The sequence below is a fragment of the Pseudomonadales bacterium genome (genome assembly GCA_024234215.1).
Classification (GTDB): domain Bacteria; phylum Pseudomonadota; class Gammaproteobacteria; order Pseudomonadales; family UBA5862; genus JACKOQ01.
In genome coordinates this window covers 344,029-357,897 of sequence record JACKOQ010000001.1, presented here as the reverse complement: position 1 = coordinate 357,897, position 13,869 = coordinate 344,029, and the positions used below count along the sequence as shown (strand labels likewise).

15 protein-coding genes are annotated in these 13,869 nt (G+C 64.7%); 2 read left to right on the top strand and 13 right to left on the bottom strand.

Annotation, left to right across the window (positions count from 1 at the left end; translation table 11 throughout):
* Position 1 precedes the first annotated feature (1 nt).
* From tolA to H7A13_01700, 10 genes are read right to left on the bottom strand one after another with little or no spacing between them, the layout of a single operon-like run.
* Complete coding sequence (gene tolA / locus H7A13_01745; protein ID MCP5332078.1) at positions 2-1,000, bottom strand: cell envelope integrity protein TolA; 999 nt, start codon at positions 998-1,000, stop codon at positions 2-4.
* A 1-nt stretch (position 1,001) separates the two neighbouring features.
* Positions 1,002-1,424: a protein TolR gene (gene tolR / locus H7A13_01740; GenBank protein ID MCP5332077.1), complete on the bottom strand. Its 423-nt coding sequence runs from the start codon at positions 1,422-1,424 to the stop codon at positions 1,002-1,004.
* Between the two features lie 2 nt (positions 1,425-1,426).
* On the bottom strand, positions 1,427-2,140 hold the full coding sequence (gene tolQ, locus H7A13_01735) for a protein TolQ (GenBank protein ID MCP5332076.1): 714 nt from the start codon (positions 2,138-2,140) through the stop codon (positions 1,427-1,429).
* Positions 2,141-2,151: 11 nt separating this feature from the next.
* Positions 2,152-2,568 carry a tol-pal system-associated acyl-CoA thioesterase gene (ybgC, locus tag H7A13_01730; protein ID MCP5332075.1) on the bottom strand — a complete coding sequence of 139 codons (417 nt, stop codon included), beginning with the start codon at positions 2,566-2,568 and terminating at the stop codon, positions 2,152-2,154.
* 26 nt (positions 2,569-2,594) lie between these two features.
* Positions 2,595-3,635 (bottom strand): Holliday junction branch migration DNA helicase RuvB, encoded by a 1,041-nt coding sequence (ruvB, locus tag H7A13_01725; GenBank protein MCP5332074.1) that lies wholly within the window; start codon positions 3,633-3,635, stop codon positions 2,595-2,597.
* A gap of 28 nt (positions 3,636-3,663) precedes the next feature.
* The gene (gene ruvA / locus H7A13_01720) at positions 3,664-4,287 is read right to left on the bottom strand and encodes a Holliday junction branch migration protein RuvA (GenBank protein MCP5332073.1); all 624 of its coding nucleotides are present in this window, start codon (positions 4,285-4,287) and stop codon (positions 3,664-3,666) included.
* On the bottom strand, positions 4,284-4,859 hold the full coding sequence (gene ruvC, locus H7A13_01715) for a crossover junction endodeoxyribonuclease RuvC (GenBank protein MCP5332072.1): 576 nt from the start codon (positions 4,857-4,859) through the stop codon (positions 4,284-4,286). Before ruvC ends, ruvA begins: the two co-directional genes overlap by 4 nt.
* A gap of 42 nt (positions 4,860-4,901) precedes the next feature.
* Positions 4,902-5,648: a YebC/PmpR family DNA-binding transcriptional regulator gene (locus H7A13_01710; protein ID MCP5332071.1), complete on the bottom strand. Its 747-nt coding sequence runs from the start codon at positions 5,646-5,648 to the stop codon at positions 4,902-4,904.
* Between the two features lie 27 nt (positions 5,649-5,675).
* Positions 5,676-7,454 (bottom strand): aspartate--tRNA ligase, encoded by a 1,779-nt coding sequence (gene aspS / locus H7A13_01705; GenBank protein ID MCP5332070.1) that lies wholly within the window; start codon positions 7,452-7,454, stop codon positions 5,676-5,678.
* A 45-nt stretch (positions 7,455-7,499) separates the two neighbouring features.
* Positions 7,500-7,790, bottom strand: coding sequence for a zinc ribbon domain-containing protein (locus tag H7A13_01700; protein ID MCP5332069.1), 291 nt, complete (start codon positions 7,788-7,790; stop codon positions 7,500-7,502).
* A gap of 324 nt (positions 7,791-8,114) precedes the next feature.
* Here H7A13_01700 and H7A13_01695 point away from each other — a divergent pair, with 324 nt between their 5' ends.
* Positions 8,115-8,468 carry an HU family DNA-binding protein gene (locus tag H7A13_01695; protein ID MCP5332068.1) on the top strand — a complete coding sequence of 118 codons (354 nt, stop codon included), beginning with the start codon at positions 8,115-8,117 and terminating at the stop codon, positions 8,466-8,468.
* A gap of 416 nt (positions 8,469-8,884) precedes the next feature.
* Here the strand turns inward: H7A13_01695 and H7A13_01690 are convergent, their stop codons facing one another.
* Together H7A13_01690 and H7A13_01685 are read right to left on the bottom strand one after the other, a co-directional pair.
* The gene (locus H7A13_01690) at positions 8,885-10,072 is read right to left on the bottom strand and encodes a thiolase family protein (GenBank protein MCP5332067.1); all 1,188 of its coding nucleotides are present in this window, start codon (positions 10,070-10,072) and stop codon (positions 8,885-8,887) included.
* 280 nt (positions 10,073-10,352) lie between these two features.
* Positions 10,353-10,850 carry a glutathione peroxidase gene (locus H7A13_01685; protein ID MCP5332066.1) on the bottom strand — a complete coding sequence of 166 codons (498 nt, stop codon included), beginning with the start codon at positions 10,848-10,850 and terminating at the stop codon, positions 10,353-10,355.
* 74 nt (positions 10,851-10,924) lie between these two features.
* Between H7A13_01685 and H7A13_01680 the strand changes: the two genes are divergently transcribed.
* Positions 10,925-12,385 carry a YdiU family protein gene (locus tag H7A13_01680; GenBank protein MCP5332065.1) on the top strand — a complete coding sequence of 487 codons (1,461 nt, stop codon included), beginning with the start codon at positions 10,925-10,927 and terminating at the stop codon, positions 12,383-12,385.
* Positions 12,386-12,471: 86 nt separating this feature from the next.
* On the opposite strand, the gene H7A13_01675 is transcribed toward H7A13_01680, so the two are convergent.
* A complete protein-coding gene (locus H7A13_01675; GenBank protein ID MCP5332064.1) occupies positions 12,472-13,845 on the bottom strand; it encodes a DUF1329 domain-containing protein in 1,374 nt (457 codons plus the stop codon).
* Positions 13,846-13,869 lie beyond the last annotated feature (24 nt).

Here is a 13,869-nt window from a genome sequence, read left to right as displayed (position 1 = left end):
CTCAAGGGAGATCCTCTGGCTTGAAGACGAGGTTGAGGGTGCGAAAGTGTTCGAACAGCCGCGGCTCTTCGGGCACCGGAAAGGTATTGATTCTGTTGACCGCCTGCAAGGCCGATCGATCGAATGCCTCACTGCCGCTCGATTGGACCACGCGGGCAGTCAGCAGTTCACCACCGGGGCCGAGGCGAATCTCCAGCTCGACCTTCATGTCGGGCCGGGTGCCCGGCGGACGGCTCCAGTTCTGCTGAATCTCTTGCGTGATCAATGCCTTGTACTTGGCTATCTCCTTGTCGTCGACCTTGGCATCGGCACTGCTGCCGGCCGCTGGCTGATCCACCTTGCCCGGTGCCGCCGCTGGCGCCGGCGCCGTGGCCGGCGCATTCTTCGCCTCTTCGCTGCGCAGCGCATTGGCCAGATCGGCCAGCGCCTTCTGCCGTTCGTCGGCCGGTTTGGGTGCCGCGTCCGGTTTGGCGACCGGCTTGGGAGACTCCTGCTTCGGCTGCGGCTTGGGCGGCTCCGGTTTGGGTTGAGGTTTGGCTGGTTCGGGCTTGGATTGTGGCTTCGCCGGCTCGGCCTTGGGCGGTTCGGGTTTCGGTTGCGGTTTCGCTGGCTCCGGTTTGGGCGGCGGCTTCGGCAGCTCCGCCTTCGGCTGCGGCTTCGGCGGCTCGGGCTTGGGCTCGGGTTTGGGGGGTTCCGGTTTCGGCGGCTCGGGTTTGGGTTGCGGCTGCGGTGGCTGCGGCTTGGGGGGTTCCGGTTTCGGCTTCGGCGGCTCGGGTCTGACCGGCTCCGGCGGCGTTGGGCGGGCCGCCGAACGGCCACCGGTCGCCGCCGATCGGGTCGGCTGCGGCGTGATCAGCGTGGCCTGAATCGCACGCGGCTGCTCGACCACCCGCGGTTCACTGCGCCAGTTCAGCGCCAGCAGCAGCGCGATGGCGACGTGCAACAGCACGGCGCCCGCGACCGGGAGGCTCCACTCCTGCGATCTGGAGGTCGACGCCATGCTATTTTTCGGCAGGCTGGGTGATCAGCCCCACACTCTTGGCGCCCACCGCCTGCAACGCGGCCATCAGCGTGACCACCTTGCCGTAATCGACCTGCTGATCTCCGCGCACATAGATGGCGACATCGGGGCGCTGCTGCACCACCTTGCCAACGAACGCCTGCACGGCCGCAAGGTCGACGGCCTGTTTGGGATCGGCAGCGGAGTCGATGTAGTAGCTGCCGGTCGCATCAACCGAGACGACGATCGGCTCCTTCTGCTCGGGCACCGGTTCGGTGCTGGCGCTCGGCAGGTTGACCACCACTCCCTGGGTCAGCATCGGCGCCGTCACCATGAAGATCACCATCAGCACCAGCATCACGTCGATGTAGGGGACGACATTCATCTCCGCCATCGGACCACGTTTGCCACGAAGTTGCGCCATGACTACTCTCCCAGACGGTTGGGTCCACGGCTGTGGAGCTGGCGGTGCAGGATGTTGGAGAACTCCTCGGTGAAGGTCTGGTAGTTGGCCATCAGCCCCTCGGCCATCGCCGAGTAGCGGTTGTAGGCCACCACGGCCGGGATCGCGGCAAACAGGCCGATCGCGGTGGCCACCAGCGCCTCGGCGATGCCGGGGGCCACGGTGGCGAGGGTCGCCTGCTGGACGGTGGAAAGACCACGGAAGGAGTTCATGATGCCCCAGACCGTGCCGAGCAGGCCGACATAGGGGCTGGTGGAGCCGACCGTGGCCAGAAACGGCAGTTGCGCTTCGAGCTTCTCCTGCTCCTTCGACAGCGACACCCGCATCGCCCGCTGCACCCCGTCGAGCACCGCTTCCGGATCGGCCCCCTCCTGCTGCCGCAGACGGAAGAACTCCTTGAAGCCGGCGCGGAACAGCAGCTCCAGACCGGTGAAGAGCTGGCCATCGTTGGCGCGGGCATTGCCGTCACGGTAGAGCTTGCCAAGGTCGATGCCCGACCAGAACTGCTCCTCGAACGCCGCCATCTCCTTGCGCGCCCGCCCCAGCGCCCGGCCACGCTGAATGATGAAGACCCAGGAGAAGAACGAGGCGAGGAACAGCGTCAGCATCACCGCCTGCACCGGCAGGGTGGCATGGATGATCAGGCTGATGATCGAGAGTTCACTGGAAGCGGGCACGACGAAAATCCTTACGGGGAGAGGGATGGGGGTGAGACCAGCGCATGGCGCAGAGGTTCAGGAAGTGGCAGCGGCCTGCCACTGTCGGCCGCCACCGCAGCGATTCGCACCTGACCGCTGGCGAGACAGCCTCCGGAAGCGGCATCGAGCACCTGCTGGGCAAACAGCAGACTGGCGCGGCCGGTCTCGATCAGATCGGCGGTGACCTGCAGCAGTTGGTCGAGCCGGGCCGGATGGTGATAGCGCAGTTCGAGCGAGTGGACGACGAACAGCAGGTTCTGCGCCCGCAATGTCTGCTGCTCGAAACCGAGCCGGCGCAGCCATTCGCTGCGGGCACGCTCCATGTACTTGAGATAATTGACATAATAGACCCTGCCGCCGGCATCGGTGTCCTCGATGTAGACCCTGATCGCCAGGCTGAAGGGCACTGCGGCGGGATGCTCCGGCTGGCTGCTCACAACGGCAGTGCCCCTTGCCCGGCATCACCGGTGACCGCCGGCGGTTGCAGACCGAAGTGCAGATAGGCTTGCTGGGTCACCACCCGTCCGCGCGGGGTGCGGATGATGAAGCCCTGCTGGATCAGAAAGGGTTCGACCACATCCTCGAGGGTGCCGCGCTCCTCGCCGATCGCGGCGGCCAGGCTGTCGATGCCGGCCGGACCACCACCGAACTTGTCGATCAGCGTCAGCAGCAGACGGCGGTCGATCGGGTCACAACCCAACTGGTCGACACTCAGCATGTTGAGGGCACGATCGGCCAGTTCGCGGGTGATGTGACCATCACCCTTCACTTCGGCAAAATCGCGCACCCGCCGCAGCAGACGGTTGGCGATGCGCGGCGTGCCGCGGGCACGGCAGGCGATCTCGGTCGCGCCCTGCGGATCGATGGCGATGCCGAGAATCGCCGCCGCCCGGGTGACGATCAGCGCCAGCGCCGGGGTGTCATAGAACTCCAGCCGCTGGACGATGCCGAAGCGGTCACGCAGCGGCGAGGTGAGCAATCCGGCGCGGGTGGTGGCGCCAACCAGCGTGAAGGGCGGCAGATCGAGCTTGATCGAGCGCGCCGCCGGCCCCTCGCCAATCATGATGTCGAGCTGAAAATCTTCGAGCGCCGGATAGAGCACCTCCTCGACCAGCGGGCTCAACCGATGGATCTCGTCGATGAAGAGCACATCACCGCGGTTGAGGTTGGTCAGCAGCGCGGCCAGATCGCCGGCCCGCTCCAGCACCGGACCGGAGGTGGACTTGACCGCCACCCCCATCTCGTTGGCGATGATGTTGGCCAGGGTGGTCTTGCCCAGTCCGGGCGGACCGAAGATCAGCGTGTGGTCGAGCGCCTCGCCGCGGGCGCGGGCGGCGCCGATGAAGATCTCGAGCTGCTCGCGCACCGCTGCCTGACCGATGTAGTCACCGAGGCGGGCCGGGCGGATCGACAGGTCGCTGCCCTCCTCGCGCCCCTTGGGCTGCGCCGACACGATGCGCTCCGATTCGATCATCGACCTGCTCCGTTGACCTGCCCCATGCTCAGCCTCCCACCATCGAGCGCAGTGCCCGACGGATCAACGCTTCGCTGGTCGAGGGCTCATCACCCTCCTGCTGGGCACGGCTGACCGCGCGCGCCGCCTCCTGCGGCTTGTAGCCCAGCGCCACCAGCGCCTGCTCTGCCTCCTGCATCGGCGACACCTCCACCACCGGCGACCGAGTTCCGGCGTCGCTCGGGCCAGAGCCAGCGCCGGCCACCTGCCAATCATCGAGGCGGTCACGCAGCTCCAGCAGCAGCCGTTCGGCGGTCCGCTTGCCGATGCCGGGCAGCCGCACCAGCGCACTGCCATCCTGCGCGCGCACCGCGCGCACGAACTGCTCGGCCGAGACGCCGGAGAGAATCGTCAGGGCCAGCTTGGGGCCCACGCCGGTCACCTTGATCAGTTCGCGGAACAGCTCGCGGTCGGCCAGCGTCAGAAAACCATAGAGCGTCTGTCCATCCTCCCGGCTCGCCAGATGGGTGTGCAATGTGACCCGTTCACCGACGATCGGCAGCGCAAACAGTGTACTGAGCGGCACCTTCACCTCATAACCCAGACCCTGCACGTCGACCAGCAACCCGGCCGGATGACGCTCGAGCAGGATGCCGCTGATTCGGCCAATCATCGATCGCTCTCCGGCCGTGCCGGATGCACTGCCAGCAGCGCCGTGCCGCGCCGGGACCGGGCGCGGCGCGACCGGTCAGTCGACTGCAGCAACAGCAGCGCGCCGCTCTGCAGAGTGTGGGCATGGCAGATGGCCGCCGCCAGGGCATCGGCCGCATCGCTGGCCGGCGCCCGTTCGAGCCGCAACAGCTCCCTGACCATGTGCTGCACCTGCTGTTTCTCCGCCGCGCCCTTGCCCACCACCGCCTGCTTGATCTGTCGGGCCGAATACTCCGCCACCGGCAGACCACGGCTGACCGCTGCCGCGATCGCGGCGCCGCGCGCCTGTCCCAGCTTCAGCGCCGAATCGGCGTTGCGCGCCAGGAACACCTGCTCGATGGCCAGTTCAACTGGCCGGTAGCGGTCGATCAGGGTGGTGACGCCGGTAAAGATCTCACCCAGTCGCACCGGCATCGTCACCGTGCTCATGCGGATGCAGCCGCTGTCGAGGTAGTCGACACGCCCGGCCTCGGCCTGAATCACCCCATAACCGGTCACCCGCGAACCCGGATCGATGCCGAGCAGCACCTTCATCGGACAGATACGCCACGGATGGAAGGCGCGCAGGTCGGCACGTCACTCCAGCCCGGCCAACAGCGCCTCGGAGAGGTTGGCATTGGTGAAGACATTCTGCACATCATCAAGATCCTCCAGCCGCTCCAGCAGGCGCGCCACCTTCTCGCCCGCCTCACCCTCGACCTCGACCTGGGTCGCCGGCAGCATCACCACTTCGCTGCTGTCGGGCCGGCAGCCAGCCGCCACCAGCGCATCCTTGACCGTCAGCAGGTCATGTGGCGGCGTCAGCACTTCGATCGAGCCATCCTCCTCGCTGATGACGTCGGTGGCGCCATGCTCGAGTGCGATCTCCAGAATCTTCTCCTCGTCGGCGCCCGGCGCGAAGGTGATCTGGCCACTCTTGCTGAACAGGTAGGCCACCGAGCCATCGGTGCCGAGGTTGCCGCCATGCTTGGCGAATGCATGGCGCACCTCGGCCACGGTGCGGTTGCGGTTGTCGGTCATCGCCTCGACCAGGATCGCCACCCCGCCGGGGCCATAGCCCTCATAGGTGACCTCGTCGAGCTGCTGCTCATCACCGGCACCGGCACCGCGCTGGATGGCGCGGTCGATGGTGTCGCGGGTCATGTTGCTGCCGAGCGCCTTGTCGACCGCGCTGCGCAACCGCGGATTGTCCGCCGGCAGCGGGCCACCCAGACGGGCCGCGATGGTGATCTCGCGAATCAGCCGGGTGAAGACCTTGCCGCGCCTGGCATCCTGTGCCGCCTTGCGGTGCTTGATGTTGGCCCATTTGCTGTGCCCTGCCATGTCAATCGCGCCTCGCTTGAAGCTGTGTCACTTGCGGTTGGAGTCGACCGTGCGCAGACGGATGTTGAGCTCGCGCAACTGCGGCTCGCCGACCACGCTGGGCGCCTGCGTCATCAGACAGGCGGCGGTCTGGGTCTTGGGGAAGGCGATCACTTCGCGGATCGACTGGGCGCCGGTCATCAGCATCACCATCCGGTCAAGGCCGAGCGCCAGTCCGCCATGTGGCGGCGCACCATGGCGCAGGCCCGCCAGCAGGAAGCCGAACTTGGTTTCGGCCTCCTCGCGGCCGATGCCGAGCAGGTCGAACACCGCCTGCTGCATCCTGGCGTCATGAATGCGGATCGAACCGCCGCCCAGCTCGATGCCGTTCAGCACCAGGTCATAGGCGCGTGACAGCGCGGCCGCCGGATCACGCATCATCTCCTCGGTCGAGCAGGCCGGCTGGGTGAAGGGGTGGTGGGGCGAGCTCCAGCTGCCATCGTCATTGCGCTCGAACAGCGGAAAGTCGACCACCCACAGCGGTGCCCAGTCGCCCTGCAGCAGCCCCCGGTCGGCACCGAGCCGCAGCCGCAGTGCGCCGAGTGCGTCATTGACCACCCTAGCCTGGTCGGCACCAAAGAAGATCAGGTCGCCATCGACCGCCCCGACCCGCTCGATCAGCCGCATCACCACCGCTTCGGGAATGAACTTGAGAATCGGCGACTGCAAGCCCGCCAGCCCCTGCGCCAGCGCGTTCACCTTGATGTAGGCCAGCCCCTTGGCGCCATAGATGGCGACGAACTGGGTGTAGTCGTCGATCTCCTTGCGGCTCAGTGACCCCCCGCCCGGCAGGCGCAGCGCCGCAACCCGCCCCTGCGGATCATTGGCCGGCGCGCTGAAGACCTTGAACTCGACCCCCTGCATCAGATCGGCCACATCGACCAGCTCCAGCGGGTTGCGCAGGTCGGGCCGGTCGCTGCCATAACGCCGCATCGCCTCGGCATGGGTCATCCGCGGCAGCGGCGGCAGTTCGACCTCCAGCAGCTGCCGGAACAGTTGGCGCACCATCGACTCGGTGATCGCCATGATCTGTGTCTCGTCGACAAAGGAGGCCTCCAGGTCGATCTGGGTGAACTCCGGCTGGCGATCGGCCCGCAGATCCTCGTCACGAAAACATCTGGCCACCTGATAGTAGCGGTCGAAACCGGCCACCATCAGCAACTGCTTGAACAGCTGCGGTGACTGCGGCAGCGCGAAGAAACTGCCCGGATGGGTGCGGCTCGGCACCAGATAGTCGCGCGCCCCTTCCGGCGTCTCACGGGTCAGGATCGGTGTCTCGATGTCGATGAAGCCGGCCTCTTCCAGCTGGCGGCGGATCAGACTGGTCACCTGGCCACGAAAGCGCAGCCGCTGCGCCAGTTCGGGCCGGCGCAGATCGAGATAGCGATGACGCAACCGCACCTCTTCACCCGCCTCGGTGTGGCCATCGAGCTGGAACGGCGGCGTGTCGGCGCTGTTGAGAATCTCCAGCTCGACACCGTTCACCTCGATGGCACCGGTCGCCATTTCGCTGTTCTCGGTCCCCGCTGGCCGGGGCCGTACTCGACCGGCAACGCGCACCACATACTCGTTGCGCACCCGATCCGCGTTGGCGAAGGCCACCTGATTGTCCGGATCGAACACCAGTTGCACGATGCCCGCACGGTCGCGCAGATCGAGAAAGATGACCCCGCCATGGTCACGGCGACGGTGGACCCAGCCACAGAGGGTGACCTGCTCGCCCACCTGGCTGCTGCTCAAATCGCCACAGTAATGGCTACGCATGATGATGATTGTTCCTGAGACGAAAACGGAAGGCGATGAAGGGCGACGCTATTCGGCCGAAGAGGCACTGGACGACGAGGTGGTTTCACTGGTGCTGCTGGCGCCAGAGGTCGACTCACTGCCACTGCCGGCACTGTCGGCCAACCCTTTCTTGCTGCCGCTTTTGAAGTCGGTTTCATACCAGCCGCCCCCCTTGAGGCGAAAGCCGGCGGCGGAGATCAATTTCTTCAGTCCGGGCTGGCCGCAGGCCGGGCAATCGACCAGCGGCTCGTCACTGATCTTCTGAATGGCTTCGAGCTTGTGCTGGCAGCGTTCGCAACGGTACTCATAAATAGGCATGGAGTCGCTCCTGATTCTCGACAGATATCGAACCGGGCCCAACAGACCGGGCCACTCCGCAAGGGGTGGGAATTATACCCGAGTCTTGCATCGAGACATCCGCATCATGGTCCCGCCAGCGATGAAGATCGCAGTGACGCCGCCAACGTGATGAAAAACGCTTTTTTGACCGCGTGCCGCTTGCACGCACCGCAATCGATAGGCTATAACGCACTGCGTTTTGGGCGGTTCGGTCAGGGCCTGCCACCACTGGCTGCTTCGCCCCGACCCCCACCAATTGCCTGACTCCACTTATTTCATCCCCCTATGCCCCAGGATTCTCTCATGACAACAAAAAAAGCCCCCGCCACCAAGAGCGCTCCGATTGCCGAAAAGTACACCAAGACCCAGATTCTGGCCGACATCGCCGAAAACACCTCACTGACCCGCAAACAGGTCAGCGATGTGCTCGACGAACTGGCGGTGGTGATCGAGCGTCACCTGGGCAAAAAAGGAGCCGGCGAATTCGTGCTGCCCGGCCTGCTGAAGATCAAGGCGGTCAAGAAGCCGGCCAAGAAGGCGCGCAAGAATGTGCCCAACCCATTCAAACCGGGGGAATTCATGGATGTGGCCGCCAAGCCGGCCTCGACCAGCGTCAAGGTGCTGCCGCTCAAGCGGCTCAAGGACATGGCAGACTGATGGCCGGCAGCGCTCTCTGATCAAGGCGGGCGACCCGGACCAGCCGTTAGGTCTCGCCCGCGCCTTATTCGAGTGATGTTTCTGATCGAACCTGCCAGGGCTCGGGCTGGAGCACCGGCCTGAAACAGCCCATTCCGACCTCTGCACCCGCAGATTTTCTGCGTCCTGCGCTGCGCTGATGCGCATTCGCAGGCAACGGCCCTGTTCAAAAACCGACACACCAGGCAGGTCGGACAGCCCGGAAACATCCAGGCGTTGAATGAAAAAATCCGGCGAACAGGCGCGGTGCCGGTTCGACACCGCGTCATGCAGAGGGAAGAAGAGAAAACGCCGTCAAACTCTTGCGCTGTCCCAGCAGCAGCCCGGTTCCCCGGACCACTGCTGTTTTCACAGCATCCCACTGTCGCAGAGGCGACTCAGCAGGCTTCGAACAGACCGCTGGCGCCCATGCCGCCACCGATGCACATCGTCACCATGCCATAACGCTTCTTCTGCCGCTTCAACTCACGGCACAGATGGCCGGTCAGACGCGAACCGGTCATGCCGTAGGGGTGACCGATGCTGATCGAACCGCCGTTGACATTGAGCTGATCCATCGTGATGCCGAGTTGATCGCGGCAGTAGACCACCTGCGAGGCAAAGGCTTCGTTCAGTTCGATCAGGTCGATCTGATCGATCTTCAGCTTGGCACGCTGCAGCAGCTTGGGCACCGAGAAGACCGGGCCGATGCCCATCTCGTCTGGGTTGCAGCCCGCAACGGTGAAGCCACGGAAGTAGGCCAGCGGTTGCAGCCCCAGCTTTTCGGCCATGTCGGCCGCCATCACCAGCGTCATCGAGGCGCCATCGGAGAGCTGCGAAGAGTTGCCGGCGGTCACGGTGCCATTTTCCGGATCGAAGACCGGCTTCAGCGCGGCCAGCCCTTCCAGCGTGGTCGAGGGGCGGTTGCACTCATCGCGGTCCACCACGGTTTCGATGTGCCTGGTCTCGCCAGTGGCCTTGTCGACCTCCATGTAGGTGGCCTTCATCGGCACGATCTCATCCTTGAACAGCCCCTCTTTCTGGGCGCGGGCCGTGCGAACCTGGCTCTGGTAGGCCACCTCGTCCTGTGACTCGCGGCTCACCTTGTAGCGCTTGGCGACCACTTCGGCGGTCTGCCCCATCGGCATGTAGATGCCCGGTGCGGTCTTGGCGATCTGCTCGTTCAGCAGCCCTTCGCTGTTGCTCTTGCCCTGGGTCAGGGTGACCTGCTCGACACCGCCGGCGGTGATCACATCGGCAAAACCGCTGGCAATCTGGTTGGCGGCGATGGCAATGCTCTGCAAGCCGGATGAGCAGTAGCGGTTCAGGCTCAGGCCAGAGACCGTGATCGGATATTTCGACAGGATGACCGAGGTGCGGCCGATGTTCATGCCCTGATAGCCATCGTGGCTGGCAGCCCCCACGATGTTGTCGTCGACCAGCGCGGGGTCGAGCGCCGGATTGCGGTCGAGCAGCGCATCGATGCAATGCGCGAGCATCACATCAGGCCGCGTCATGTTGAAGCTGCCACGAAACGATTTGGCAAGGCCGGTGCGGACGCTGTCCACGATTACGACTTCACGCATGGTGTTCTCCCTGTATTGTTGTGATTTTGTCTGTCAACCCGCGCCAGACAGACAGGACGGCGGGGTTGGCCGCAGCGGACCACGCAAGAACGGGGTGTGGCTGAAGCGGGCTGACGGGCACAAGCGCAGTCGGGTTGTTATCGGTCTGTGGTTCGGTCCCGCACTGCTGCCAGCATGGTACGTAAGCCCTCTGGGTTGTTCAAGAGAACACCGAGATCACCTGCCGGCAATGAAAACTTCCTTGATCTGCGACAACCGCGGCCGTCGGAGCGAATCAGCCTCACTGCGTCGTCGCAAGCGTCCGCTCGAGGGCTTCGATCAGGGTTGCATCCAGCGGCAACACCCGCGGCGCGAAGCGCGCAGCCACCTGCCCGGTGCGATCGATCAGAAATTTCTCGAAATTCCATTGAATGTCACCCGGCTGCGACTGGGCGGCAGCGGTCAGCCACCGATAGAGCGGATGCCGGCCGCTGCCATTGACCTCGATCTTGGCAAAGAGCGGAAACTGCACCCCGTACTGCGTCTGGCAGAACTGCTGAATCTCCGCTTCACTGCCCGGCTCCTGGTTCATGAACTGATTGCAGGGAAAACCCAGCACCTCCAGCCCGCGGTCACGGTACTGCGCATAGAGCGCCTCGAGGTCGGCGTACTGCGGTGTCAGACCACAGCGACTGGCCACATTGACCAGCAACAGCACCTTGCCCCGATAACAGTCGAGCGCCACCGGTTCGCCCTCGATGTTCCGCACCGAAAAATCGAACGCACTTTGGTTGACCATCTGCGATACCCTCCGACAATATCCAAGCGTTATACTCGGACTTCAGCCCCGATTCCAGCACCGGGAGAGCCGGAATGCAACCCGCCCCGCACCTCAATTTCGACAACAGCTTTGCCCGCCTGCCGGGACAGTTCCACCACCGGCAACCGCCCGATCCGCTGCCCAATCCCTATCTGGTCGCGGTCGATGCCTCGGCCGCCGCGCTGATCGATCTCGACCCTGCCACGCTGGCGGCCACCGATTGGGCGGAGATTTTCAGCGGTCAGCGTACACTGCCCGGCGCCGATCCGCTGGCGATGGTCTATGCCGGCCATCAGTTCGGCGGCTACAGCCCGCGGTTGGGCGATGGGCGCGGACTGCTGCTCGGCGAGGTCTGCAATCGCAATGGCGAGCGCATCGACCTGCATCTGAAGGGCGCCGGCCTGACGCCCTTTTCGCGCATGGGCGATGGTCGCGCGGTGTTGCGCTCCTGCATCCGTGAATACCTGGCCGGCATCGCAATGACCGGTCTGGGCATCCCCACCACGCGCGCACTCTGTGTCATCGGCAGTGACCTGCCGGTGCGGCGCGAGCGGATCGAACCGGGCGCCACGCTGTTGCGACTGGCCGGCAGCCACATCCGCTTTGGCCATTTCGAGTACTTCCACCACAGCGGCGACCAGGCCTCGCTGCAGCAACTGCTCGACTACACCCTCGAGCGCCACTTTCCTGCCGCGCTCGACAGCGCCTGGCCCCCGCTGACACTGCTGTGCGACGTGATCGATCGCACCGCGCGGCTGATTGCCGAGTGGCAGGCGGTCGGCTTTGCCCATGGCGTGATGAACAGCGACAACATGTCGATCATCGGCGAAACGCTCGACTACGGACCCTACGGCTTTCAGGACCACTACCGCTTCGACCACATCTGCAACCACTCCGACCACCATGGCCGCTACGCCTTCGATCAGCAACCGGCCATCGGCTGGTGGAACCTGCGCGCACTGGCGCTCTGCTTCAGTGAATGGATCGAGGCCGAGGCGATCGAACGGGCGCTCGACCAGTACCAGTGGCGCTACCTGCACCACTTCGAGCGCAGAATGCGGACCAAGCTCGGGTTGATGACCGAACAGGCGGATGACCGCCAACTCATGCTCGATCTGCTCAACCTGCTGCATGCCCAGCATGTCGACTACAGCCGCTGTTTCCGGGCATTGAGCAGCGAGGAGAACGAGCAGCGTCGGCGGCAGGCCCGCGCCCTCTTCGCGCAGCCCGATGCCTTCGATGCCTGGCACCGCCTCTACACACGACGGCTGCAACAGGAGCAGACCCAGCCCGCCGAACGCGCCGCGGCCATGCGACAGGTCAACCCCAAATACACGCTGCGCAACTACCTGGCCGAACAGGCGATCCGCCAGGCGGAACAGGGCGACTTCAGCCTGATCGATCGGCTGGCCCGGCTGCTGCACCAACCGCATGACGAACATCCGGCCGATGAAGCCTGGGCCGGTTCGCCACCCGAATGGGGTCAGCGGTTGCAGATCAGTTGCTCATCCTGATTTTTCGAAGAGCCCCATGCGCATAAAAAAGGCCGGTCTCCTGCGAGACCGGCCCGTTCATGCCCGGCAACCGGATCAGTCGAGACTCAGCGTACTCCCTTGCGACGCAGCGCCGCCGGCGTGAAATCCTCGAAATTGAACTTGGTGGTGAACTCGTAGGGCTTCTCTTCGTTGACGAAACCACGCGCATAGTAACGCTTGGCATTCAGGTCGTTGGTGGTGTAGACCTGCACCCAGCCGGTGCTGGCATCCCAGAAGTGGGTGTGGTAACCCTCCTGCACCCGCCACAGCTGGTCCTTGCCGTCATACATGTCATGCTCGGCCACCTGCCAAGTGTCCTCGTCCAGGAACATCACCCGCCGGCTGTAGATGTGGCGCTGATCGGCCTTCAGCTTCGCCTCCACCACCCACACCCGGTGCGGCTCATAACGGCTCCACTGCTGGTTGAGGTGGCCCGGCGTCAGCAGATCCTTGTACTTCACCGCCGGCTGGTTCATCTCGTAGTTGTTGTAGGGGATGTAGATCTCCTTCTTGCCCAGCAGCTTCCAGTCGTAGCGCTCCGGCGAGCCGTTGTACATGTCCACCTGATCGGATGCCAGCAGCCCATCGGCCGCGTCACTCGGGTTGTCGAAGCCGACATCGGGCGCCCGCGCCACCCGCCGCTGGCCGGCGTTGTAGCGCCACACCAGCCGTGGCTCGCGCGACTGGTCGATGCTCTCGTGCAGCAGCACCGGGCTGCCGGCCAGCCGTGATGGCGCCGTCACCTCGGAGGTGTACATGAAGATGATGTTCTCATACTGGCTGCCCGCCTTGCCCGCCTCCGGGTTGAACCAGAAGTTGACCGTCAGCGACACCTTGGTGGCCGAGCCGTCGACCTGCGGCGCAAAGCCGGCCTCGTTCTGGATCACGCCGATGCCGCCACGCCAGCGGAAGATGTGGTTCCAGATCGCCTCCAGTCCATCGCTGGTGATCGGGAACGGGGTCACCTCCTTGTAGTTGGCCACCCCCTTGCCCTGGTTGGCCAGCGTGGCGTTGGCGGCGTTGTATTTGATCGACTCCTTGACCCGATCCGGCACCGTCGCCGTGCGCCGGCTCACATAGACCGGAATCTTGTAGGTCGCAGGGTACTTCTCGAACATCGCCAGCTGGCCCGGCGTCAGCTTCTCCTTGTACTGAGCGACGTTCTGCGCGGTGATCGTGAACAGCGGCTTGTCTTCCGGCCAGGGGTTGGTGTAGACATCGCCCGGCTTCCAGTTGGCCGGTATCCGGCTCTGCGGAAAACCGCCATCCCAGGCCGGAATCGAGCCATCGGCATTGGCCGCCTTCTCGGCGCCAATATAGGTCAGCTTGTCGCCGCCCAGTTGCGCCGCCTGCTCCGCCGGCACCTTGGCCAGCAGCGTCGGGGTGGCCAGCGTGAGCAGCAGGCCGCTCGCCAGCGTCATTTTCGTGCTGAAATGCATCGTCTCTACCTCAATGTGTCATGT

Excerpts from the sequence above, each read along its gene's own strand:
- tolA (MCP5332078.1), bottom strand. The coding sequence starts at position 1,000 with ATGGCGTCGACCTCCAGATCGCAGGAGTGGAGCCTCCCGGTCGCGGGC.
- tolR (MCP5332077.1), bottom strand. The coding sequence starts at position 1,424 with ATGGCGCAACTTCGTGGCAAACGTGGTCCGATGGCGGAGATGAATGTC.
- ruvB (MCP5332074.1), bottom strand. The coding sequence starts at position 3,635 with ATGATCGAATCGGAGCGCATCGTGTCGGCGCAGCCCAAGGGGCGCGAG.
- ruvA (MCP5332073.1), bottom strand. The coding sequence starts at position 4,287 with ATGATTGGCCGAATCAGCGGCATCCTGCTCGAGCGTCATCCGGCCGGG.
- ruvC (MCP5332072.1), bottom strand. The coding sequence starts at position 4,859 with ATGAAGGTGCTGCTCGGCATCGATCCGGGTTCGCGGGTGACCGGTTAT.
- H7A13_01710 (MCP5332071.1), bottom strand. The coding sequence starts at position 5,648 with ATGGCAGGGCACAGCAAATGGGCCAACATCAAGCACCGCAAGGCGGCA.
- H7A13_01700 (MCP5332069.1), bottom strand. The coding sequence starts at position 7,790 with ATGCCTATTTATGAGTACCGTTGCGAACGCTGCCAGCACAAGCTCGAA.
- H7A13_01695 (MCP5332068.1), top strand. The coding sequence starts at position 8,115 with ATGACAACAAAAAAAGCCCCCGCCACCAAGAGCGCTCCGATTGCCGAA.
- H7A13_01690 (MCP5332067.1), bottom strand. The coding sequence starts at position 10,072 with ATGCGTGAAGTCGTAATCGTGGACAGCGTCCGCACCGGCCTTGCCAAA.
- H7A13_01685 (MCP5332066.1), bottom strand. The coding sequence starts at position 10,850 with ATGGTCAACCAAAGTGCGTTCGATTTTTCGGTGCGGAACATCGAGGGC.
- H7A13_01680 (MCP5332065.1), top strand. The coding sequence starts at position 10,925 with ATGCAACCCGCCCCGCACCTCAATTTCGACAACAGCTTTGCCCGCCTG.
- H7A13_01675 (MCP5332064.1), bottom strand. The coding sequence starts at position 13,845 with ATGCATTTCAGCACGAAAATGACGCTGGCGAGCGGCCTGCTGCTCACG.